This is a genomic window from Pseudonocardia nematodicida, assembly GCF_040105385.1.
GTDB classification, from domain to species: domain Bacteria; phylum Actinomycetota; class Actinomycetes; order Mycobacteriales; family Pseudonocardiaceae; genus Pseudonocardia; species Pseudonocardia nematodicida.
The window spans coordinates 293559-314883 of sequence record NZ_JBEDNQ010000001.1; the positions used below are offsets into that span (position 1 = coordinate 293559).

Sequence of the window (21325 nt, forward strand, 5' to 3'; positions counted from 1 at the left end):
GCCGGCACGGTCCGGGGAACGCCGGTCAGGCCTCCGCGGCCGGGACAGCCTCGGCGACGCCGGAACGCTGCACGAACCCGGCCATCCCGGCGATGGTCCGGAAGGCGGCAGGGTCGAACTCGTCGAGCGGGAGCTCGCCGCCGAACTCGTCCTCCAGGCCACCGAGGACCGTGACCAGTCCCAGCGAGTCCAGCAGGCCGCACTCCACCAGGTCGGCGTCGACGGAGACGACGCTGACCGCCAGCGTGTCCTCCACGATCCGCCGGACCCGGTTCAGGGTGCTCGTCGGGACAGCGCTCGTCGTCGTCATCGGACCTTCCCGTTCTCCGAGGCGGCCGCGGCCGCGAGGAACCGCTCGCGCACGGCGCGGCGGTCGATCTTCCCGTTCACGTTCTTCGGCAGCGCGGGGAGGAACTCCCAGCGCGCCGGGACCATGTAGCCGGGCAGGAGCTCACGGACGCCGGCGCGCAGGTCCGCTATTCCCGGCCCGTCCCCGTCCCCGTCCCCGTCCCCGTCCCCGTCCCCGTCCCCGGTCCCGCCGACGGCGAGGGCGCAGCAGATCGCTGTCCCCTCGAACCCCTCGGTCGGGACCCCGACGACGGCGCACTCCTTCACCCCGGGCACCGCGTTCACCGCGGTCTCGATCTCGCCCAGCTCGATGCGGTAGCCGCGGCTCTTGATCTGCGAGTCCGCGCGGCCGAGGAACTCGACCAGGCCGCCGTCGCCGACGCGCGCGAGGTCGCCGGTGCGGTAGATCCGCTCCGCCGGGTCGCGCGGGTCGGGCAGGAACACCTCGGCGGTGCGCGCCGGGTCCCGCCAGTAGCCGGGGGAGAGCCCGACCCCGGCGATGTACAGGTCGCCGATCTCGCCCGTCGGAGCGGGCCGCAGCGCCTCGTCCAGCACCAGGAGCTCCTCCCCGTCGCACGCCGTGCCGATCGGGATCGGGTCGGTCTCCGACGCTGGCAGCTCCGGCACGGTGTACACGCTGCTGGCGATGGTGGCCTCGGTCGGCCCGTAGAGGTTGGTGAACCGGACGTGCGGCAGCCGCCGCATCCAGTGCCGTAGCACCGGCGTCGGCAGGACCTCACCGCACCACATCAGTCGCTCCAGGGCGGGGAAGTCCCCGTCGGCGACGGCGTCGAACTTCGCCAGCAGGGTCAGCACGGCCGGAACCGAGAACCACTGCGTCAGGTCGCGCTCCCGGATGAACCGGGCCATCCCGCGCGGGTCCATCCCCAGCGACGCGGGCACCGGGTGCAGCTCGGCGCCCGCGGCGAACGTGGCGAACATGTCGAAGGTGGACAGGTCGAAGTGCAACGGCGGGTGTCCGGAGATCCGGTCCTCGGGGCTCGTGCCGAAGTAGCCGGTCGCCCACTCCACGAAGGCCAGCACGTTGCGATGGGTGATCCCGACGCCCTTCGGGGCACCGGTCGACCCGGAGGTGAACAGCAGGTGGGCGAGGTCGTCGCCGGAGCGGGTGCCGGGCAGCTCGCGGTCGCTGACGCCCGCGACGTCCGACAGTGAGAAGGCCGTGGTGAACCGCTCCCCGGACGCGGGGGAGCCGACGGCGCCGATCCGGGTACCGGCGCCGAGACGGCCGCCGGCCACCAGGTCGTCCACCAGCCCGCTCGCGGAGCCGTCCACGAGGACGACCGCCGGCTCGGCGGCGTCCAGGATGCGGCCGACCCGGGCGGCCGGGCTGGCGCTGTCGACCGGGACGTAGACCCCGCCGGCCTTGAGCACCGAGACCAGCGACGCGATCGTCGCCGAGGACTTGGCCGAGAGCACGCACACCCGGTCACCGCCACCGCAGCCGGAGTCGCGCAGCAGCCGGGCCCCCTGGTTGGTCGCCGCCTCCAGCTCGCCGTAGGTCGTGCGGCCGAGCGCGTCGTGCAGGGCCACCCGGTCCGGGTTCTTGTGCGCGGACCGGGTCACGTAGTGCTGGATGTTGTCGATCATGGGGTCAGGGACTCCCGGGCGAGGTCGGCGACGGTGCCGATGTGCTTCAGCTCGGCGGGGGACTCGGGGATGTCCAGCACGACGGTGCGGGCCCCCTGCTCGAGATAGCGCGCGAGGACCGCGGCCACCTCGTCGTAGTCGCCCACCAGGTACGGGCAGAACGTCTTGTAGTGCTGGAACGGGCCGAGCCAGTACGGGTCGGCCGGTCCGCCGCCGGCGTCGCGGCCGGACAGCTGCCGGTGCCAGTGCGAGTCGGACACCGACATCGCGACCCGGTGGGTGATCCGCCCGGCCCGGTCCGCCGGGAAGCGCGCGTGCGCGGCCTCCCAGGCGTCGGCGGACCGGGGGCGGGCGATGATCCCGATCCGGATGCCGAACCGGTCGACCCCGTCCGGGCGGGTGCCGGTCTCGCCGGGCGGCTCCGGGTAGCGCACCGGGGTCGCGCCGACCTCCAGCGCCGCCGCCAACCCGGCCGGGGAGGAGCCGGACATCAGCAGCTCCGGCAGCAGCTCGGGCGGCAGCGGCGGGTCGAGACGCAGCCGGTCCACCGTGTAGTGCTCCCCGGCCCGGGTGACGGTCGCGCCGCGGAGCAGGTCCATCACGATGTGGGTGTACTCGGTGGTCCGCTCGTAGCGGCGGTCGTGCTCGGTCGCGTCGCCGAGCGCGAGCAGGTCGTTCCGGAACCCGCCGGCGAGCATGTTGAGGTGCACCGCGCGGCCGTGCAGGTAGGCCAGCGAGCTGACCTGGGTGGCCACCGTGTACGGGTGCATGTAGACGGGCTGGACGGCGACCAGCGGCGCGAGCGAGGTCGTCGCCTCGATCACCGTCTGGGCGACCGGCCACGGATCGACCAGGCCGTTGTCGGTGTAGACGAGCATGCCGGTGCAACCGGCCTCCTCGCTCCACCGCGCCACGTCGGTGACGGCGGCCCGGTACCGCCCGGCCGGCACGTCCTTCGACTGCGGGCACGTCGAGTACAGCTGGATGGTCATGCTCCGGCTCCGGTCGTCGGTGGTGCGGTGGTCGGGATCGCGCCGGCCGGGAGGGCCGCGCCGGCGGGGACGACGAGCCGCTCGCCCGCACGGAGCGCGGTCGCCGGGGTGGTGCGCAGGCCGTCGACCCGCAGCCGCCGGACAAGCACCCACTCGTCGGCGGCGGCGACCGGGACGCCGAGGGCGCCGGCGGTGCCGACCGTGCCGGGTGGCGCGTCCGCGGGGATACCGGTCGTGGCCGCGCGGAGCACGGTCACCGGGCGGCCTCCGGCCGTCGCCGAGGTCGCCGCCCCCCAGGGCGAGGTCCACGGGTGGTAGTCACACGCCCGCACGAGCGCCACGACGTCCCGGGCGGGCCCGTCCCAGCGCACGACGTTCTCGCCCGGGCGACGACGCCCGCGATAGCGGCGGCGGCCGGGGTCCTGCGCGATCGCGGGCACCGGGCGGCCCGCCTGCAACGTCGCGACCAGGTCCGCGACCAGCGGCAGGCCGAGCCGCACGCAGCGGGCGGCGAGCGTCGCTCCGGTCTCGTCCTCGGTGATCAGGAGGTCGGCGGTGTACGCGATCGGTCCGGTGTCGATGCCGGCGGCCATCCGATGCAGCGTCACCGCGTGCCGGTCCCGCCCGTCCAGGAGCGCCCAGCTGGGGGCGTCGAGCCCGGCGTACTCCGGCAGCGGCCCGGGATGCAGGTTGTAGGCGCCGAGGCGCGGCGCGTCGAGCACCTCCGGCGCGACGATGTGCAGCGAGTGCACGTTGAGGAGGAGGTCGACCCGGTCCCGGCGCAGGCGTTCCGCGAGTGCCGGGGTCCGGACGTCGGCACCGGGCAGGACGGCGATCCCCGCGCTGCGGGCGGCCTCGTCGAGTCCCCGGCCGTGTGGTTCGGGATCGGACAGGACGGCCCGGACGTCGCAGCCGGCCTCGGTCAGCAACCGGAGTGTGTGCACCCCCGCGGTCTCCTGGCCGGCCAGCACGACGCGGAGCGGTTCCCCGGGCCTCAACAGAACTCACCCTCGAACCGGGTCAGGAACGCGTCGCCGGCGCGGAAGGCCGCGCGGATCCGCGGATCGGGGGAGTGCACGACCGTCCACGGCCCGGCAGAGAGCGTGCCGCCGTGCGCGGCCAGGTGCGGGAGCAGCCCGTCCTGCAGCCGGCCGTGGATCGGGAGGTCGCTGCCCCCGGCGTGCGCCCGCAGCGCCTCGAGCACCGGTCCCGGGTCGCGGTCCCACACCAGTTGCAGGACGCCGTGGTACCCGGGCCGGTCGGCGGGCCGCCGGTAGTAGACGTACCAGCCCGCGGGGCGCCCGTCCCGGGTGTAGACGGCGTGCGCGTGCAGCGTCCCCCGGTACCCGGCCCCGGTGAGGTGGTCGAGCAGCCAGGTCAGGGACTTCTCGTCGTAGTGCGGGCGGAGCCGGTACCGCGCGGCCGCACCGAGGAGGAGGTCGAGGAGCACGCCGGGGTCGAGCTCGGTCACCGGGCCGGTGCCGGCCGTGGCCGAGCCGGGGACGCTCCACGAGATGCTGCCGGTGGTGAGCACGTCGGCCTGCCGGCTCGCTTGCCAGACCCGGCGGGCCGCGTCGTTGGCGTTCTCGACCAGCGAGAGGTCTTGTGGGCCGCGGAGGAACCGGCGGTGAAGCGCCGCGGCGGCGAGCGGGCCGTGCGGGTGGTCGGGGTCGACCATGAAGCGCACCGACACCGCCGCCCGCAGCGGCCGGTCGTCCAGCACCATCGGCCGCGGGATCACCCCGACGAAGCCGACGACCGCGCCGTCGGCGTCCTCGAAGACCGAGGAGGTGAGGTCGTCGGCCACCCAGGGGTGGTCGAACAGGGTCGCGCCGTAGAACGCGGTCAGGTAGGCGGCGAAGTCGGGCTCCGGCTCGTGCCCGGCCAGCAGGGTGCGCCGGTGCAGGCCGATCACCGCGTCGGCGTCGGCGACGCGGTACTCGCGGACACGCCCGTTCACCGGCTCGGCTCCGGGGCCTCGGCAGCGTTGCGGCTCGGCTCGGGGATCCGGGTCGGCTCGGGGGTCCGGGTCGGCTCCGGGATGCGCATCCGCGGCAGGGGCTCCGTCGCCGGCAGGGGGACGTCCGTCGCGGGAGTGGCGGGTCCCGGGAACCCGGGGTTGACCCCGCCGGCCGCGGTCACGCCCTGCGGCCGGATCAGCCGCAGCAGGGTCCGCCCGACGATGAGCAGGTCCATCCGCAGGGACCGGTGCTCGATGTAGAAGATGTCCAGCTCGATCCGGGCCGGCCAGCTGATCGCGTTGCGGCCGTTGACCTGGGCCCACCCGGTCAGCCCGGGACGCACGGTGAGCCGGCGGCGCTCGTGCGCGGAGTAGCGGGCGACCTGGTCGGGCAGCGTGGGCCGGGGCCCGATCAGCGACATCTCGCCGCGCACGACGTTCCACAGCTGCGGGAGCTCGTCGAGGCTGGTGGCCCGCAGGAACCGCCCGACCCGCGGGGTGCGCGCCGCGTCCGGCTCGCCGGGGGACCGCTCCACACGCATGGTCCGGAACTTCACCAGCGTGAACTCCTCGCCCCCGAGTCCCGAGCGTACCTGCCGGAACAGCACCGGGCGGCCGAGCAGGAGCCGCACCAGCACCCCGGTCACGATCATCAGGGGCAGCGCGAGCACACCGGCGAGCACGGCGACCGTGAGATCGACCGCGCGCCTCATGCCCGCACCTGCGCCAGCACCCGTCGCGCGGCCCCGGCGACGTCGGCCATGTCGTCGTCGCCGAGCGTGGGGTGCACCGGCAGGACCAGCGACGTCCGGCCGAGCCGTGCGCCCACCGGCAGCGGCCGTGCGGGCCGCCCGGTGGTCTCGAACGCACGCTCCCGGTAGATCTCGGTGCAGCCGCCGTGCGCACACCAGACGCCCTCGGCGTTGATCGCGGCGACGATCCGGTCGCGATCCCAGCCCGGTCGCAGGTGCTCCGGCCGGACGTGCGCGTAGAAGCGGTAGTAGGAGTGGTGCACGCCGTCGGGGACCGGTGCGAGGGTCACGGCGGGCTCGCCGGCGAGCGCCTCGCGGAGGATCGCGGCGTTGCGCCGGCGGCGTTCCACCCAGCCGGTTAGCCGGCCGATCTGGATCCGGCCCAGCGCGGCCTGCATCTCGGTCATCCGGGCGTTGGTGCCGAAGCTGTCGTGCAGGTAGCGGAAGCCGGGCACCGGAGCCGGCTCGTGGGCACGCACGAAGGATTTGCCGTGGTCCTTGAGCTCCCAGCAGCGGCGGGCGATCTCCGGGTCGGACGTGGTGATCGCGCCGCCCTCGCCGCCGGTCGTCATGATCTTGTCCTGGCAGAACGACCAGGCCGCCACCACGCCGCGCCCGCCGACCGGGACGCCGTCGCGCCGGGCCCCGTGGGCCTGCGCGCAGTCCTCGACCAGCGCCACCCCGTGCCGGCGCGCCAGCGCGGCCAGGCCCGCGGCGTCGGCCGGGTAGCCGCCGACGTGGACCACCACGACGGCGGCCGTACGCGAGCCCAGCAGCGGCTCGACGGTCTCGACCGACAACCCCTGGGTGATCTCGTCGACGTCGGCGACGACCGGTCGCGCGCCGCACGAGGCGACCGCGGCGGCGGTGGCGACGAACGTCGCGGTCGGCACCACGACCTCGTCGCCGGGGCGCACCCCGGCGGCCTTCAGCGCGATCTCCAGCGCGACCGTGCCGTTGGCGACCGCGACCGCGTGCCCGGCCTCCGCCCACGCGGCGAACTCGGACTCGAACGCCCGGCCGTGGGTGCCGGTCCAGTAGTTGACCCGCCCGGAGGCCAGGACCTGCGCGACGGCGTCGATCTGGTCGGGGTCGAACGCGGGCCAGGACGGCAGCGGGGTGCGGCGGACCGGGGGAGCGCCCGCGATCGCGAGGTCCGATGCCGCGACGCGTTCCGGGACCGCGGTCACTGCCGCTCGCCGATCGAGACGACGCGGGCGAGCCGCTCCGGGTGGGCGACGCGCGCCTGCGGGACGCCGACGGTCCGCTCCGCCAGGTGCCGCATGACCGCCTCGGCCTCCCCGGCCGTGACCGGCCGGACCGTGGCGTCCGGCTCCAGCGGGGGGACCGGGACGTGCGAGACGGCGGGGTGCACCGGTCGGACGTCCTGCTCGCCGGTACCGAAGAGCTCCTCGTGCAGCTTCTCCCCGTCGCGCAGTCCGGTGTAGACGATCTGTACCGAGCGCCCGGCCAGCAGGGTCAGCTGCCGGGCGATGTCGACGATGCGGACCGGCTCGCCCATGTCGAGGACCAGTACCTCGCCGGGGCGGCCGACCGCCCCGGCCTGGACGACGAGGCGCACCGCCTCCGGGATCGTCATGAAGAAGCGGGTGACGTCGGGATGCGTGACGGTGATCGGCAGGCCGGCCCCGATCTGCTCGGCGAACGTGGTCAGGACCGAGCCGCGGCTACCGATCACGTTGCCGAAGCGGACCGAGACGTACGGGACACCTTCCCGGGCGGCGACCCCGGCGACGAGCCGTTCCCCGACGCGCTTCGAGTGGCCGAGCACGCTCGTCGGGTTCGCCGCCTTGTCGGTGGAGATGTTGACGAACCGGCCGACCCCGGCGGCCAGCGCGGCGTCCAGGACGTTCGCGGTCCCGACCACGTTGGTCTGCCAGGCCTCCTGCGGGTACTGCTCCAGCATCGGCAGGTGCTTGAGCGCCGCGGCGTGGAAGACGACGTCGGGCCGCCGCTCGTGGAAGATCCGGTGCAGGGTGTCCCGGTCGCGGATGTCGGCGAGCACGACGTCGGGGGAGTCGAGCAACGCGCGGCCGTGCAGCGACAGCTGCAGGGCGTGCAGCGCCGACTCGTCGCGGTCGAGCATGAGCAGGCTGTCAGGCCCGAACCGGTCGAGCTGCCGGCACAGCTCGGAGCCGATCGAGCCGCCGGCGCCGGTGACGAGCACGCAGCGCCCGGAGACGTACTCGGCGATCGAGGAGATGTCGACCTCGACCGGGGTCCGGCCGATCAGGTCGGCGATGTCGAGATCGCGCAGGTCGGCGAACCCGATCCACGGGCGGAGCATGTCCTTCAGCGCGGGGATGACCTTGACCTGGAGGCCGGCCGCGGTAGCGATCCGGCTGACCGCGCGGATGTCCTCCACGGCGAGGCTCTGCACCGCGATGACCAGGTACTCGGCTCCGGTCGCGGTGGCGATCTCACCGATGTCGTCGCGGGTACCGCGGACCACGACGCCGGAGATCCGCCGGCCTCGCGCGTGCGGGTCGTCGTCGACGAGCGCGGCGGGCAAGTACCCGGCGCCCGCGTCGCCGAGCATCGAACGGACGATCTCCTGCCCGCCCCGGCCCGCTCCGAAGACGATCACCGGGATCGCCGAGGCGGGGTCCGGCCTGGACCGTCGCTCGTGGAGCAGGCGTCGCAAGACCCGCTGGCCCACCGCGAGCGGGACGGCCACCAGCAGCGCGATCAGCGGGACGGAGCGCGGGACGGAGACGAGTGGGAGAAGGCCGATCACGAATAGTGCCGATCCGGCTACGGAGAATGTGGCGACGACGTGCAGCGCATCGTCCACCGCGCCCGTCACCCGATGTCCGCGAAGGTTTTTCGCGACGGTCGACGCGGTGAACTGCAGCACCAGTGCGATCGCGACGACGAAAGCCAGGGCGGGCGGGGGGAATACTTCCCAGATCTCGGTGTCGAGTCGCAGCCAGGCGGCTACTAGTAGTGACGGTCCCCAGGTCAGGGCGTCGACAAATGCTTCCGGCGGGATGTTCCGACCGGTCCCCCGTGCTCTGTCGGAATCCGACCTGCGCGCCATCGCCTGCCTCCTGTCGAACGTGACGGGAGGACACTCTCGGATGGCGGTTGCCGCGTTACAGGTTCATGTCGGGAAGTTGAGCGATCTGCCATTCGGGCTGACGTGCGAAAATGAATGAGCCGCCGAAGCGGGCAGTGATCCACCACTGTTCGCCGATCCAGGATCGGCTGTTCGGACGATGGCGACGGGACGCTCGGGGCGCGGCCGGGGCGGCGGCGTGGTCATCAGTGCTGAGGAGTGGCGAAGCCGAACGCATTTCCGCTCAGGCCTGATCCGCTCAGTCCCGGTGAGCCGTATGGACGATCACCTGTGTGTTTCATGTGGAGTGTCCGCGCCGCTTCGCACGACATGCTCGGAATCCGGTCCCGGCCGTCCGGGTCCTGCGGTGGCCGCGCCGGGTCGCGCTCGTCCACAGACGACGTTCCGATGTGAAACATCACCTGGCGCGCTCGTGAGTGGTTATCGCGGCTCCAGCCGCGGGAAGCACTCACGAGCCCGGAGGGCCCCCCGCGCGCGGGCCCACAGGAGGTCCGCCACCTGTACCTCCTCGACGGAGCGGGCCAGGGCGAGGCCGCGGCGGGCGAGCTCGGGGGCCAGCTGGCTCTGATGGTCGTCCGGGGCCTCGCCGAACCGGGCCCGGCGGTCCACCAGGACCGGGGCGCGTCCGGCGGCGAAGGCGGCCAGGGCGGAGCCGGCTCCGGCGTGCGCGACGACGATGTCGGCGCGGGCCAGGGCGGTGTCCAGGTCGGCGGCCGGGAGCAGCGGGTTCGCGGTGATCGGCAGGTCGTCGACCGGGGTCGAGCCGGTCTGCCAGGTCACCTCGACCGGCCGGCCGGTGGCCCGTTCCAGCGGCCCGCCGGGGGCCAGCAGCGGGACCAGGTGCTCGACCAGGCGGCGGAACGGGTGCGCGGTGCCGACCGTGACGACCACCCGGATCCGATGTCCGTCGCGCGCGGGCACGGCGGCCGGGACGTAGGCGTCGAAGACCGAGCCCGCGTGCTGCCAGCGGGAGTCGGCCAGGTGCGCGTACTGGGTCCAGAGCCGGATCCGCGGGCAGCGCGCCAGGACCGCACCGGTCAGCGACGGGCCGACGGTCCGGGCGGCGCTCTCGACGTAGTGGCACGCCACCCCGTGCGCGGCGAGGTAGGGCAGGAACCCGAGCGCGATGGACGACCCGGTGGACACCGCGGCGGTGAGGTCGTGGGTGCGGAGCAGCCGCCGGGCGACGGGCAGGCACCGCGCCACGTCGGCGGGGCTGCGCGGGCGGACGTACGGCAGGTACTCGACGTCGCGGCCGGCCAGCAGGGACGTGCTCTGCGCGTTCTCGTGGGTCACCCACAGCCTCCGGCCCGGCGGCAGCCGGGCGGCCAGCTCGTCGAGCTCGTGCAGGTGCCCGCCGGTCGAGGACAGGAACAGCGTGGTCATGTCCGGCGCTCCCGGGCCGCGAGCACCATGATCGCCGACCAGAGCAGCGTCGTGTTCAGCACGGACGCGGCCACCGACGCGACGACGACGCCCCGCCAGCCCCAGGTCGGGATCAGCGCGACGTTGAGCGCGACGTTGACCGCGGTGCCGGCCAGGACGGACGCGACGCGGATCCGCTGGTGGCCGATCGCGGTCATCGCCGTCGCGACGAAGGACTCCGCGGCGACGGCGATCGGGAGCACCGCCAGCAGCCGCAGCGCGTCCCCGGCGGCGGCGTAGCCGGCCGGGAGGAAGGCGACCGCGACCGGCCCGGCGACGGCCACCACCACGGCGGCGACGGCGGCGTAGGCCAGCCCGATCGCGGTGACCCGGCGGGCGACGGCCCGGGCCGCCCCGACGGACCGCGCCCCGGCGGCGAAGATCCGCGCGTTCGACGACGCGATCAGCGCCATCAGCGGGGTGAGCGCCAGGTTCAGCAGGCGGACGGCCGCGCCGAAGATGCCGGTGTCGGTGGCCGTGCCGATCCGCAGCAGCAGCATCGAGTCGGCGGACTCGCGGAACTTCTCCGCGCCGAAGCCGACCGAGAAGGGGAACCCGCGCGTCACCTCGACCAGGCGGGGCCGGTGCAGCGGGATGCGCGCCGGGCCGGGGACCCGCAGCAACCACTGCCCGGCCAGCGCGGCGACGGCGGCGGTCGCGAGGTGCAGCCACGCCCACTCGACCAGCGTCGCGGCCGGGTCGACGACGATCAGCCCGACGGCCGCCACCAGCCTGCTCGCCCCCTGCAGCAGCCGCACCCAGACGGTCAGCCGCAGCCGGCCCAGCGCCTGACCGGCCAGCATCGACGTCTCGGTCATGCCGCCGAAGACCAGCTCGGCGAGCGCGAGCAGCACGATCACCAGCGCGGGGGTCTGCGGCAGCAGCACCGGCCGGGTCAGCGCGATCAGCAGCGTGACCAGCACCCCGCCGGTGACGACCATCCCGTTCGCGCGGCCCATCGCCGTCGCCAGGTCGACGCCCTCGCCCGCGACCCGCTGCAGCAGCAGGTAGGCGGCGCCGCAGCTGGCGAACGGCAGCACGAACCACATCAGGCCGAGCGTTCCGATGTAGACGCCGTACTCGCCGGGGGAGAGCAGGTGGGTGACCACCAGGAAGGCGCCCAGCGACGTCGCGAGCCGCAGCACCTCGGCGGTGAGCGCCCACCCGGTGTCCCGGGCCAGCCCCGATCCGGCCACCCGGCGCAGCACCGCGGCGCGGGTCATGTCGCCACCCGGTGCGCGTGGGCGGCGCGGTCGTAGACCTCCAGGGTGCGGTCGGCGATCGTGTCCCAGCTCAGGTCGGTCCGGGCCCGGGCGCGCGCGCCGGACGCCAGCCGGGCCCGCAGCACCGGCTCGTCGAGCACCCGGCCCAGCGCCGCGGCCAGGGCGTCGACGTCGTCCGGGGGCACCAGCAGGCCGTCCCGGCCGTGCGCGACGGCCGAGGTCAGCCCGCCGACCGCGCTGGCGACGACCGGCACGCCCAGCCCGCAGGCCAGCGCGTGCACCCCGCTCTGCGACGCCTCGAGGTAGGGCAGGCAGACCACCGCGGCGTCCGCGAAGAGCGGGGCGACCTCGTCCCGGTCGACGAACCGGTCCGTCACCTCGGTCCGCAGCGTCGGCGCCGCGAGCCGCAGGTAGCCCTCCAGCGGCTCGCCGGTTCCGGCGATGGCCAGGGTCAGCCCGGGCCGGGTGACGGACAGCGCGTTCATCGCGTGGACCAGCCGGTCCAGGCCCTTGTACGGCCAGATCCGGCCGAAGAACAGCACCCGCGGCGGCGGATCGTCGACGACCCGCGGTGTCCCGTGGAGGCTCCCCAGCTCGCCGTGCGCGACGACGTCGATCCGGTCCCGGGGGACACCCCACCGGCGGGTGAGGTCCGCGCCGAGCTCGTCGGCGTGCACGACGACCCGGTCGAAGCACCCGCGCCTGCGCCGCGCGGCCAGGTGCCCGCCGGGGATGTGCGAGCGGTCCCCGGGGTGCGGGACGACGTCGTGCACGGTGAGCACCGACGCGCGCCCGGGCGTGGGTCCCTGCACGAGGGTGAACAGCGGGTCGTTGCTCTGCTGCAGGTGCACGACGTCGGCACGGACCTCGGCGGCCACCTCGCGGATCCGCGGGATCGACGCGATCCGCCGGGGGTCCCGGATCCGCCGGTGCGGGTAGACGACCGTGCCGACGTCGCCGGTGAGCGGCATCCCGGCGTGGATCCGGGCGTGGTGCAGGACGGTCACCCGGGTGCGTTCGGCCAGGTGGTTCGCGAGGCAGGCGACGTAGTCGTCGTAGGCGTCGTGCACCAGCAGGACGTGGGCGGGCGTCATGGCCGGACCACCGCCAAGAGGTCGGCGCCGGCCCGGTCCAGCGCGGTGTCGTAGAGGGACTCGACCCGGCGGGCCACCGTGGTCGTGGAGAAGCGGGCGATCGCGCGCTCGCGCTCGGCGAGGCCGGTCCGGGTCGCGTGGCCCGGGTCGCGCAAGTGGGTGCGCAGCGCGGCGGCGAGCGCGCCGGCGTCGCCGACCCCGACCAGGCCGGCGGTGTCGGCGACCGTGCCGGGGATCTCGGCGATCGGCGTGGTCACCACCGGGCGGCCGGCCACCATCGCCTCCAGGACGAACATCGGCTGGGCCTCCAGCCGGGACGGCAGCACCGCGACCCGGCACCGGTCGAGCTCGGCGAGCACCCGCTCGCGGGACACCTCGCCGCCCCAGGTCACGCCGTCCAGCTCGCGGACCAGCGCCGGCTCGCGCCGGGGCCCGAGGACGAGCAGCTCCGCGCCGGGCAGCGCCGCGCGCACCGCGGGCCAGGCGGCCAGCAGCACGTCGACGCCCTTGCGCGTCCCGATCTCACCGGCGAACAGCGCGCGCGGCGGGCGGTCGCCGGCGGTACCGCACAGCGGCCGGACCCGGACGCAGTTCGGGACGACCACGACGTCGTCCCGGCCGGTGGCCTCCGCGATGAGCTCCGCGTTGCGCGGGCCGAGCGCGTGCACGACGTGCGCCGCCCGCAGCACGCCGGTGAGCCGCCGGCGGTCCTCGCGCACCACGGTGTCCAGGTGCGCGGCGTGCATCGTCGCCACCGTCGGCAGCCCCAGCGCCCGTGCCAGCCGCAGCAGCGACCCCTCCCGCAGCAGCGAGCCGCCCTCGGCGAGGTGCACGTGCACGACCGGCCGCGGTCGCCGGGCGGCGGCGCCGAGCAGGGCGAGCGTCGCGCCGGGCAGGTGCTCGGCGGAGTGGAACCGGCTCCCGATGCTCGCGGTGGTGCTGAACCGCAGGTCGAACTGCTCGAGCGGGAGCTCGGCGTACGACGCGATGACCGAGGCCATCCCGCCCGGGTCCCCGGCCCGCGGTCCGAAGTGGTGGGCCGATCTGCGCTGTCCGTCCATGACGCGCCCCCTCCTCAGCCGAAGTAGCGGTAGAGGAGGGCGCCGGCCTGCACGGTCACGTCGTGCGGCACGTCGTGGCGGGTCAGCAGGTCGGTCAGGCCGTGCAGGAGCTGGTCCGCCCCGGACGTCGCCGGGCGGGCGGGGCCGGCCGGCGAGAGCCGGACGACCTGCTCCTCGGCGCTCGCCCACTTCCGCTTGTAGGCGATCAGCCCCGGCTGGTCCAGATCGGACACACCCCAGTCGATCTCGCGGAGCCCGCGCCCGACGGCCCACTCGACGGCCGCCCAGAACAACGCGTCGTTGGGGCGGGCCCGCAGCCCGGCGGGGTCGGACGCGCCGACCTTGTAGTACAGCGTGTCCCGCCAGATCAGGAACAGCCCCGCCGCGATCGGGGTGCCGTCGGCGACCGCGGTGAGCACGACGACCGCGTCGTCGCCGGCGAACTCGGCCCGGACGTTCTCGAAGAACGACAGCGGCGGCGCCAGCATCCGGTACTTGCCCCGCCGCAGCTCGGCGTGCATCGCGTGCACGACGCGGACCGCCTCCGGTGTGCTCGACGCCCGCACCGTCACCCCGTGCGCGGCCGCGGCCCGCAGGTTGCGCCGCGCCCCCGGGTGCAGCCGCGCGTGCAGCTCGTCGAGGTCGCCGTCGAGCGGGGTGGTGTGCAGCGCCTGCCGTCCGGTCTCCCGGAGCACCCAGCCGTCGCCGAGCTCGCCGGCCACCCGGCGCAGGGTCCAGGGGACCCCGTCGTGGGCGGCGTCACGGGCGACGTCGCGGGCGAGCGCCGGCCAGGCGTACGGGTCGCGGACCAGCGGATCGGCCCGGTCGCAGAACGGGAGGCTGGTCCGGCGCCGTCCCCGCACGTCGTCGAGGTCGACGAACGCGACACCGGCGGCGGGCTCGCCGTCGTCCGCGTGCACGATCCGGGCCTCGGGGGTGAACCCGTAGGTGCCGCAGACCGCGCGCAGCCAGGGCGGTGAGGTGAACACGTTGCCCGGGCAGCTCCCGGCCAGCCGTGCCCACAGTGGATCCGAGCGCGGGTCGACCCGGGTGATCGTGCCGGTCGTCGTGGACGTCATCGCGCACCTCCGTCGCGCAGCAGGGCCGGGACGGTCATGGCCAGGATGGACAGGTCGCGGGCGACGCTGCGGTCCTGCACGTAGCGCACGTCGAGCGCGAGCATGTCCAGCGTCCCGAGGGTGCTCCGGCCGCTGACCTGCCAGAGCCCGGTGATCCCGGGGCGGACCGAGAAGCGTGCGCGGTAGCGCGACGGGAACATCTCGGCCTCCCACGGCAGGCACGGCCGGGGCCCGACCAGCGACATCCGTCCGCACAGGACGTTGATGAGCTGGGGGAGCTCGTCGACGCTGGAGGACCGCAGCCACCGGCCGACCGGGGTGATGCGGTCGTCGCCGTGCAGCTTGTAGCTGCCGCCGACCTGCGTCGGCCGGCCGGTGAGCTCGCCCTCGATCAACCTGCGCAGGGCCGAGTCGTCGGCGTCGGCCCGCATGGTGCGGAACTTGTAGAGGGTGAACAGGCGCCCGTCGCGGCCCACCCGCCGCTGGCGGAACAGCGCCGGCCCCGGGCTCGTGAGCCGGACGAGCCCGGCGACGACCAGCATCGGGATCCCCAGCAGGAGGAGACCGGTGGCGGCGCCGAGCAGGTCGATCGCCCGCGTCGTCGTCGCCCTCATGGCCGGGCCCCGGACAGGACGGCCCCGCCTCCGGCGAGGACCGCACAGACGATCCCGACCGTCTCGGCGGCGATGGTCGCGTACATCGGCAGCGAGAGGATCCTCCCGGCGGCCGCCTCGGTGACCGGCAGCGGCCCGTCCGCGAACTCGGCGAACGCCGGCTGCCGGTGGCACGGCACCGGGTAGTGCACACCCCACCCGACGCCGTGCGCGTCCAGCCGGGCCGTCACCGCGGCGCGGTCGTCGACCTGTACCACCGCGAGGTGGTGCACCGACGCGGCCTCGGGCCGCTGCACCACCGGCGTGCAGCACGCCGGGAGCAGGTCCCGGTACAGCGTCATCGCGGCCCGCCGGTGTGCCGTGGCGGCGTCGAGCGCGGGCAGCTTCGCGAGCAGGATCGCCGCCTGCAAGGTGTCCAGCCGGCTGTTGACGCCGCGCAGCGGGTGCCGGTGGCGGTCGGTGTCCGACCGGCCGTGGTCGGCGAGGCACCGCATCCGAGCGGCGAGACCGGTGTCGTCGGTGACGACGGCGCCGCCGTCGCCGAGTGCGCCGAGGTTCTTCCCCGGGTAGAAGCTGAAGGCCGCCGCGACGCCGACGGAGCCGGCCCGCCGGCCGGCGAACTCCGCCCCGTGGGCCTGGGCCGCGTCCTCGACCAGGGCGAGACCGTGCGCGCGGGTGATCGCCTCCAGGGCGGGCATGTCGGCCATCTGCCCGAACAGGTGCACCGCGATCACGGCCGCGGTCCGGGGGCCGACGGCCGCCGCGACCTGGTCCGGGTCGAGGAGCAGCGTGTCCGGGAGAACGTCGACGAACCGGGGCCGCGCCCCGGCCGTGCACACCGCCTCGACGGTCGCGACGAACGAGTTGGCCGGCACGATGACCTCGTCACCCCGCCCGATGCCGAGGGACCGCAGGATGATCTCCAGCGCGTCCGTGCCGTTGCCGACCCCGAGCGCGTGCCGGGTCCCGCAGAACCCGGCGAACGCGGTCTCGAACGCCGCGACCTCCGGGCCGCCGACGAACCGCCCGTGGCCGGTGACCGACTTCCACGCGAGGTCGAGATCGTCGCGCAGGACGGCGTTGTCGGCGGCGAGGTCCAGGAAGGGGACGGTGACGGTGCCGGGGACGGTGGCGTTCACGAGGCGGCCACCGGGGTCGTGGCGGAGCCGGGTGCGATGGGGGCCGGGACGAACCCGCCGGAGACCATCGGCCAGCTGCCGCCCATGTCGTCGGCGGTGGCGAGCACGCGCACGATGTCCAGACCCCGGCTCCCGGGGGTGCGGGGCGTCTCGCCGGTGCGCACGCAGCTGAGGAAGTGCTGGTCCTGCACCAGCAGCGGCTCGCTGTACGGGACGGCCAGCGACGTGATGTCGCCGGTCCGGTAGGTGACCGGCATGGCGTGCGCCTCGGGCGAGCCGTCCAGCGTGGTCGAGTCGACGCCGGCGTCGTAGATCCGGATCCGTTCGGTGTCGGACAGGTCGTTGTAGACGGCCATCTTCCGGTCCCCGACCACCGTCACCCGCCGCACCTTGTTCGGGTCCAGCCAGCTGACGTGCACGAACGCCTGGGTGCGGGACCGCTCGAAGCTCAGCCGCAGGTAGGCGATGTCGGCGTGCCGGCGGCCGATGTTGCGCTGCGCCCACACCGCGGTGGCGGCGGGCATCTCGTCGAGCAGGTAGGACACGATCGAGATGTCGTGCGGGGCGAGGTCCCAGACCACGTTGACGTCGCTCTGGTAGCGGCCCAGGCTCAGCCGCGCGGTGTCGATGTAGAGGATCCGGCCCAGCACGCCCGAGCGGACGATCTCGCGCAGCCGCGCGACCGCGGGGTTGTACTCGAAGGTGTTGCCGACCATCAGCCGGACGTCGGCCCGGCGCGCGCGGTCCACCAGCGTCTCGGCGTCGGGGACGGTCGTCGTCAGGGGCTTCTCGACGAGCACGTGGCACCCGGCGTCGAGCGCGGCCAGCGCGACGGCGGCGTGGCTCCCGGGCGGGGTCGCGACGACGACGGCGTCCACGTCGTCCAGGACATCGTGGACGTGCTCGGCGACCCGGATCCCCGGGTGGCGGCTGAGCGCCTCGGCGAGGCGGCCGGTGTGCTCGTCGACGACGGTGACGGCCACCGAGGGCATCGAGCACAGCACGCGAACGTGTTTCGACCCCCAGTAGCCGTATCCCACGACGGCCACGTGGACGCCCTCTCCTGGTGATCTCATCGGATGTCTCCTCCACGGTCTCCGAGCCGATCTGTCGGCTCACACGCCCTCCCGATGCCACGAATCGGGACCCTCACAGGTGCCGTTACATTGGGAAATGAGAGTCATTCAAATGGCGGAACGGTGGTATGCGATAGGTAGTCGTGCGAGCGCGCAGCGGATTCGTTCATGACGGGTGGCTGCATTCTTGGAGTCCGTTGTAACGTGCATCGCGGTGGCGCCGACACGCAGGTCGAAGGCGGTCGATGCCGGTGGTCGGCGCCGTGATCGGCAGGTGTTGGCTGCGGCGGGAATGTCCAGATCGTCGCCGGAGGTCACGGTTTCATGCGATTCTCAGAATGTGTTCGATCGACACTCACGGGGAGTGTGCAATGAGTCTCCAGGCGTATCTACATGCATTCCGGCTGCGCTGGCTCGCGATCCTGCTCTGCGCAGCGATCGGATTACTCGCCGGAGCGGCCGTCCATTTCGTCGTGCCCCCGGAGTACACCGCCGGCACCTCGATCTTCGTCGGGTCCGAGCTCTCCGGTGATCCCTCGGCGGCCTACCAGCGGTCGCAGCTGGCCGAGGAGCAGGCGCAGGTCTACACCGAGATGGCCACCAGCGCGCGGGTGCGTGACCAGGTGGCCCAGCAGTTCGGCGTCGCCGACCCGAACGACCTCCGGATCACCGCGACCAACCTGCCGGACTCGGAGCTGGTCCAGATCGAGGTGACGGACCCGTCGGCGGCCACGGCCGCGGCGATGGCGAACGCGACGCGCGACGCCGTGGTCGGGCTGGTCGGCCGGCTCGACGACACCACGCCCGGACCCGATCAGCCCGCCGGGGTCGTCGCGCGCGTGGTGCAGCCGGCCGAGCCGCCTGCCGCGCCGTCGTCGCTGCCGGTGCTCGCGACGGCCGGCATCGGCCTGCTCCTCGGTGCCGCGGCCGGCGTCGTGGTCGCGCTGGCGCAGAACGCGTCGCGCCGGCGGGTCGACTCCGCGGCCGGGCTCGCGGAGGCCTCCGGGGTGCCCACGCTGGGCGTCCTCGGCCAGGTGCGCGGGAGCCGGCGAGCGGAGCCCCCGGAGCTGTTCGCCGCCGACGGGGCGCTCGCGGACGGCGCCCGGCGGCTGCGCAACACCGTCCTCGTCGCGGGCGGCGGCCGGTCCCCGCAGGTGATCGCGGTCGCGGGCTGCCGGCCCGGGGACGGCGGCAGCACCACCGCCGTCGCGCTCGCCCGGGCGCTGGGGGCCGCCGGCCGGCGGGTGCTGCTGGTCGAGGCCGACCTCCGGAACCCGTCCGTCGGCCGCCTGCTGGGACTCGACGGGGGACCGGACGGGCTGAGCGGGATCCTCGCCGGCGGGGTCCGGACGGCCGGCACGATCCGGCACCGGGCGGGCATCGACGTGCTCGTGGCGGGCGCGGCGGCGGAGAACCCGGGGGACCTGCTGTCCCGGCCGCACCTGCGGACCGTGCTCGACACGCTCCGCTCCGGCTACGACCAGGTCGTCGTCGACGTCCCGGCCCTGCTCGCGTACTCCGACGGCGGCTCGATCGCGCCCGCGACCGACGGGATCGTCGTCGTCTGCCGGTGTGACCACACGACCGAGTCCGACGTGCGGTCGGCGATCGGGTCCGTCCGCGACGTGGGGGGCCGGGTGCTCGGCACCGTCCTGGCCATGGAGCCGGCCGGCGCCGCAGGCCGTCCACACCGGACGACCGTCGACAGCGGTCCGGAGTGGACCGAGGTCGTGCGGCCGCCGCAGCCGTCTCCCGGGCCGCAGCCGTCTCCCGGACCGCAGCCCGCTCGCGGGTCGCAGTCCGCTGCGGGGCCGCGGACGCCGAGCGGTCTGCAGGGATGACCTCGCCCGGCACCGTGGACGCCCTCGGCACCGCCGGCGTCGCGGGCCCGGAGCGCCTCGCGGGTCCACAGCCCGTCGCGGGTCCCCGGCCCGGGGACCTCGGCCGCGGCGACCTCGCCGGGACGGTGTTCGTCGCCGCGTCCGTCGTCCTCGCGTCCGGGCCGGCCGGCGTCCCGATCCGGATCTCGATCGCCGCGCTGTGCGCGGTCGGCCTGGTGGTGCTGCTGCGCCGCGGCTTGCGGGCGGAGGACGTCCGGATGCCGGGCTGGCCGCTGCTGTTCCTCGGCTGGTGCGCCACCTCGTTGTTCTGGTCGGACCATCCGGACCAGACCCTGGTCGGGGTGGGCACCCTGGTCGCCGGCACCCTCCTGGCGATCGTCTCGGTGAGCACGTTCGGTGCGCGGGCGGTGGTGCGCGGGATCGTCGCCGGGGCGACCACCGCCGCGGTGCTGTCGCTCGCCCTGGTGCCGGTGGAGGCGGCGCAGGCGTTCGACGCGGACAAGTCCGGTGCCCTGCGCGGCATCTACGAGCAGAGCAACATCGGCGCCCACGTGCTGGCGCTGGGGCTGGTCAGCGCGGTGTGCGGTGGCCGCGTGACGGGCTGGTCGCGGGCGGCACGGGTACTGCCGGTCGTCGTGCTGGCGGGTGCCCTGGTCGCGGCGCAGTCCTCGACCGCGCTGGTCTGCGTCGCCGCCGGGATCGCGGTCGCCGCCGTCGTCGCCGCCGTGCGGTCCTTCCCCCGCGGGCGGCGGGCCGCGCCGGCGACCGCGTTCGCGGGGTGCGTGGTGCTGCTGCTGGTGCTCGTGCTCGCGGGCTTCGGCCGGTTCGCCGGGGCGCTGGGCCGGGACACCTCGCTGACCGGGCGGACCGAGATCTGGTCGGCGTCCTGGGCGCAGGTCACGACGGCGCCGTGGCTCGGGCACGGCTGGGCCGCGGTGTGGGCCGGCGGCGACCGGGTGGGCGACACGATCCGCCAGATGGTCGGCTACCCCATCGACCACAGCCACGACGACGCGCTGAACGTCGCGCTGCAGGCCGGCGCCGTCGGGGTGCTCCTCGTGGCGTGCACCCTCGGGCAGATCGCGATCACCGCGACCCGCCGGTTCCTGACCGGGCGCGGGCCGCTCGGGGTGTGGCCGGTCGCGCTGGTGACCACCGTGTGCTGCTACGCGGTCACCGAGTCCCGGCTGACCGAGCCGCTCGGCTGGTTCGTCGTCGTGCTCCTGGTGCTGCTGGTGGGCGGCGCACCGGCCGGCGGGCCCCGGCGGCTCCCGGCGCGGGCCGGGCCGTGAGACGGGGGCCGGTGCTGGTCGCGGTGGTGCTGCTGGTCGCCGCGACCGTCCTCGTCGTGCTGCGGGTGGCGCCGGAACCGGGCGGTGCGCCCGAGCTCGGCGCCACCCCGACCCTGCCGCCCGGGGCGCCGCTCCCGACCGACGCGCAGTGCGCGGCCCGGGTGACCCGGGCGTCCTGGGAGCCCCGGCCGGAGAACCACGAGGCGAACCACACGGTGCCGCCCGGCCCGGTCGCCTCCCGGGAGTGGGAGACACCGGCGGCCGAGGCGCTGCACCGGCGGGTCACCGGCGACTTCACCGGGACGACCGACGAGATCATCCAGTGGACGTCCTGCAAGTGGGGGTTCGACACCGACCTCACCCGCGCCCAGGCCCTGCAGGAGAGCGACTGGCGGCAGTCGACCCGCGGCGACGGCGGGGTCAGCTACGGGCTGCTGCAGATCAAGTCGACGTACTGGACCGGGACGTACCCGTACTCGGCGCGGAGCACCGCGTACAACCTGGACTGGTCGCTGGGGCTGCGCCGGGCCTGCTTCGAGGGCGACCTCTACGACGGCCGCGGGCGCGGCGACGAGTGGGGGTGCATCGGGGCGCACTACTCCGGTTTCTGGCGCGACGCCGAGGCGCTGCAGTACGTCGGGCTCGTCCAGGGGTACCTGGAGCGACGCGAATGGCTGGCCTGGCCCGGCTAACGCCGGGACGGTCCGCTGCGAACCCC

The 21325-nt window shown here is 74.8% G+C and carries 19 protein-coding genes; 3 read left to right on the plus strand and 16 right to left on the minus strand.

Translation table 11 applies throughout. The features are described from left to right. Positions 1 to 25: 25 nt before the first annotated feature. From WIS52_RS01360 to WIS52_RS01435, 16 genes are all read right to left on the minus strand, one after another. Complete coding sequence (locus tag WIS52_RS01360; RefSeq protein ID WP_349296193.1) at positions 26 to 310, minus strand: acyl carrier protein; 285 nt, start codon at positions 308 to 310, stop codon at positions 26 to 28. Next, positions 307 to 1959, minus strand: a complete 1653-nt coding sequence (locus tag WIS52_RS01365; protein ID WP_349296194.1) for an amino acid adenylation domain-containing protein — start codon at positions 1957 to 1959, stop codon at positions 307 to 309. Before WIS52_RS01365 ends, WIS52_RS01360 begins: the two co-directional genes overlap by 4 nt. Then, complete coding sequence (locus tag WIS52_RS01370; RefSeq protein ID WP_349296195.1) at positions 1956 to 2951, minus strand: LLM class flavin-dependent oxidoreductase; 996 nt, start codon at positions 2949 to 2951, stop codon at positions 1956 to 1958. Before WIS52_RS01370 ends, WIS52_RS01365 begins: the two co-directional genes overlap by 4 nt. Further along, positions 2948 to 3949 carry a methionyl-tRNA formyltransferase gene (locus WIS52_RS01375; RefSeq protein ID WP_349296196.1) on the minus strand — a complete coding sequence of 334 codons (1002 nt, stop codon included), beginning with the start codon at positions 3947 to 3949 and terminating at the stop codon, positions 2948 to 2950. The genes WIS52_RS01370 and WIS52_RS01375 overlap by 4 nt, the downstream gene beginning before the upstream one ends. Further along, positions 3946 to 4911 carry a hypothetical protein gene (locus WIS52_RS01380; RefSeq protein ID WP_349296197.1) on the minus strand — a complete coding sequence of 322 codons (966 nt, stop codon included), beginning with the start codon at positions 4909 to 4911 and terminating at the stop codon, positions 3946 to 3948. The genes WIS52_RS01375 and WIS52_RS01380 overlap by 4 nt, the downstream gene beginning before the upstream one ends. Beyond that, complete coding sequence (locus tag WIS52_RS01385; RefSeq protein WP_349296198.1) at positions 4908 to 5624, minus strand: sugar transferase; 717 nt, start codon at positions 5622 to 5624, stop codon at positions 4908 to 4910. The genes WIS52_RS01380 and WIS52_RS01385 overlap by 4 nt, the downstream gene beginning before the upstream one ends. After that, on the minus strand, positions 5621 to 6853 hold the full coding sequence (locus tag WIS52_RS01390) for a DegT/DnrJ/EryC1/StrS family aminotransferase (RefSeq protein WP_349296199.1): 1233 nt from the start codon (positions 6851 to 6853) through the stop codon (positions 5621 to 5623). Before WIS52_RS01390 ends, WIS52_RS01385 begins: the two co-directional genes overlap by 4 nt. Further along, positions 6850 to 8724, minus strand: coding sequence for a nucleoside-diphosphate sugar epimerase/dehydratase (locus tag WIS52_RS01395; protein WP_349296200.1), 1875 nt, complete (start codon positions 8722 to 8724; stop codon positions 6850 to 6852). The genes WIS52_RS01390 and WIS52_RS01395 overlap by 4 nt, the downstream gene beginning before the upstream one ends. A 459-nt stretch (positions 8725 to 9183) precedes the next feature. Beyond that, positions 9184 to 10149, minus strand: coding sequence for a glycosyltransferase (locus WIS52_RS01400; RefSeq protein ID WP_349296201.1), 966 nt, complete (start codon positions 10147 to 10149; stop codon positions 9184 to 9186). Beyond that, complete coding sequence (locus WIS52_RS01405) at positions 10146 to 11411, minus strand: MATE family efflux transporter (protein ID WP_349296202.1); 1266 nt, start codon at positions 11409 to 11411, stop codon at positions 10146 to 10148. The genes WIS52_RS01400 and WIS52_RS01405 overlap by 4 nt, the downstream gene beginning before the upstream one ends. Further along, positions 11408 to 12505 (minus strand): glycosyltransferase family 4 protein, encoded by a 1098-nt coding sequence (locus WIS52_RS01410; protein WP_349296203.1) that lies wholly within the window; start codon positions 12503 to 12505, stop codon positions 11408 to 11410. The genes WIS52_RS01405 and WIS52_RS01410 overlap by 4 nt, the downstream gene beginning before the upstream one ends. Then, entirely contained in the window at positions 12502 to 13566 is a 1065-nt protein-coding gene (locus WIS52_RS01415) for a glycosyltransferase family 4 protein (RefSeq protein ID WP_349296204.1), read from the minus strand. The genes WIS52_RS01410 and WIS52_RS01415 overlap by 4 nt, the downstream gene beginning before the upstream one ends. A gap of 14 nt (positions 13567 to 13580) precedes the next feature. Next, positions 13581 to 14645, minus strand: coding sequence for a GNAT family N-acetyltransferase (locus WIS52_RS01420; RefSeq protein ID WP_349296205.1), 1065 nt, complete (start codon positions 14643 to 14645; stop codon positions 13581 to 13583). Further along, on the minus strand, positions 14642 to 15259 hold the full coding sequence (locus WIS52_RS01425; protein ID WP_349296206.1) for a sugar transferase: 618 nt from the start codon (positions 15257 to 15259) through the stop codon (positions 14642 to 14644). Before WIS52_RS01425 ends, WIS52_RS01420 begins: the two co-directional genes overlap by 4 nt. Then, positions 15256 to 16398, minus strand: a complete 1143-nt coding sequence (locus tag WIS52_RS01430) for a DegT/DnrJ/EryC1/StrS family aminotransferase (RefSeq protein ID WP_349296207.1) — start codon at positions 16396 to 16398, stop codon at positions 15256 to 15258. Before WIS52_RS01430 ends, WIS52_RS01425 begins: the two co-directional genes overlap by 4 nt. Then, entirely contained in the window at positions 16395 to 17474 is a 1080-nt protein-coding gene (locus WIS52_RS01435) for a Gfo/Idh/MocA family protein (RefSeq protein ID WP_349296208.1), read from the minus strand. Before WIS52_RS01435 ends, WIS52_RS01430 begins: the two co-directional genes overlap by 4 nt. 371 nt (positions 17475 to 17845) lie before the next feature. Between WIS52_RS01435 and WIS52_RS01440 the strand changes: the two genes are divergently transcribed. The 3 genes from WIS52_RS01440 to WIS52_RS01450 are packed head-to-tail and all read left to right on the plus strand — an operon-like array spanning position 17846 to position 21299. Continuing rightward, positions 17846 to 19315: a tyrosine-protein kinase domain-containing protein gene (locus WIS52_RS01440; protein ID WP_349296209.1), complete on the plus strand. Its 1470-nt coding sequence runs from the start codon at positions 17846 to 17848 to the stop codon at positions 19313 to 19315. Continuing rightward, entirely contained in the window at positions 19312 to 20607 is a 1296-nt protein-coding gene (locus WIS52_RS01445) for an O-antigen ligase family protein (RefSeq protein ID WP_349296210.1), read from the plus strand. The genes WIS52_RS01440 and WIS52_RS01445 overlap by 4 nt, the downstream gene beginning before the upstream one ends. Further along, on the plus strand, positions 20604 to 21299 hold the full coding sequence (locus tag WIS52_RS01450; RefSeq protein WP_349296211.1) for a hypothetical protein: 696 nt from the start codon (positions 20604 to 20606) through the stop codon (positions 21297 to 21299). The genes WIS52_RS01445 and WIS52_RS01450 overlap by 4 nt, the downstream gene beginning before the upstream one ends. The last annotated feature ends 26 nt before the right edge of the window (positions 21300 to 21325 follow it).

What these genes read in the sequence shown, in the direction of transcription:
- WIS52_RS01360 (WP_349296193.1), bottom strand. Translation starts at nt 310, where the DNA reads ATGACGACGACGAGCGCTGTCCCGACGAGCACCCTGAACCGGGTCCGG.
- WIS52_RS01365 (WP_349296194.1), bottom strand. Translation starts at nt 1,959, where the DNA reads ATGATCGACAACATCCAGCACTACGTGACCCGGTCCGCGCACAAGAAC.
- WIS52_RS01370 (WP_349296195.1), bottom strand. Translation starts at nt 2,951, where the DNA reads ATGACCATCCAGCTGTACTCGACGTGCCCGCAGTCGAAGGACGTGCCG.
- WIS52_RS01385 (WP_349296198.1), bottom strand. Translation starts at nt 5,624, where the DNA reads ATGAGGCGCGCGGTCGATCTCACGGTCGCCGTGCTCGCCGGTGTGCTC.
- WIS52_RS01395 (WP_349296200.1), bottom strand. Translation starts at nt 8,724, where the DNA reads ATGGCGCGCAGGTCGGATTCCGACAGAGCACGGGGGACCGGTCGGAAC.
- WIS52_RS01400 (WP_349296201.1), bottom strand. Translation starts at nt 10,149, where the DNA reads ATGACCACGCTGTTCCTGTCCTCGACCGGCGGGCACCTGCACGAGCTC.
- WIS52_RS01405 (WP_349296202.1), bottom strand. Translation starts at nt 11,411, where the DNA reads ATGACCCGCGCCGCGGTGCTGCGCCGGGTGGCCGGATCGGGGCTGGCC.
- WIS52_RS01410 (WP_349296203.1), bottom strand. Translation starts at nt 12,505, where the DNA reads ATGACGCCCGCCCACGTCCTGCTGGTGCACGACGCCTACGACGACTAC.
- WIS52_RS01415 (WP_349296204.1), bottom strand. Translation starts at nt 13,566, where the DNA reads ATGGACGGACAGCGCAGATCGGCCCACCACTTCGGACCGCGGGCCGGG.
- WIS52_RS01420 (WP_349296205.1), bottom strand. Translation starts at nt 14,645, where the DNA reads ATGACGTCCACGACGACCGGCACGATCACCCGGGTCGACCCGCGCTCG.
- WIS52_RS01425 (WP_349296206.1), bottom strand. Translation starts at nt 15,259, where the DNA reads ATGAGGGCGACGACGACGCGGGCGATCGACCTGCTCGGCGCCGCCACC.
- WIS52_RS01435 (WP_349296208.1), bottom strand. Translation starts at nt 17,474, where the DNA reads ATGAGATCACCAGGAGAGGGCGTCCACGTGGCCGTCGTGGGATACGGC.
- WIS52_RS01440 (WP_349296209.1), top strand. Translation starts at nt 17,846, where the DNA reads ATGAGTCTCCAGGCGTATCTACATGCATTCCGGCTGCGCTGGCTCGCG.
- WIS52_RS01445 (WP_349296210.1), top strand. Translation starts at nt 19,312, where the DNA reads ATGACCTCGCCCGGCACCGTGGACGCCCTCGGCACCGCCGGCGTCGCG.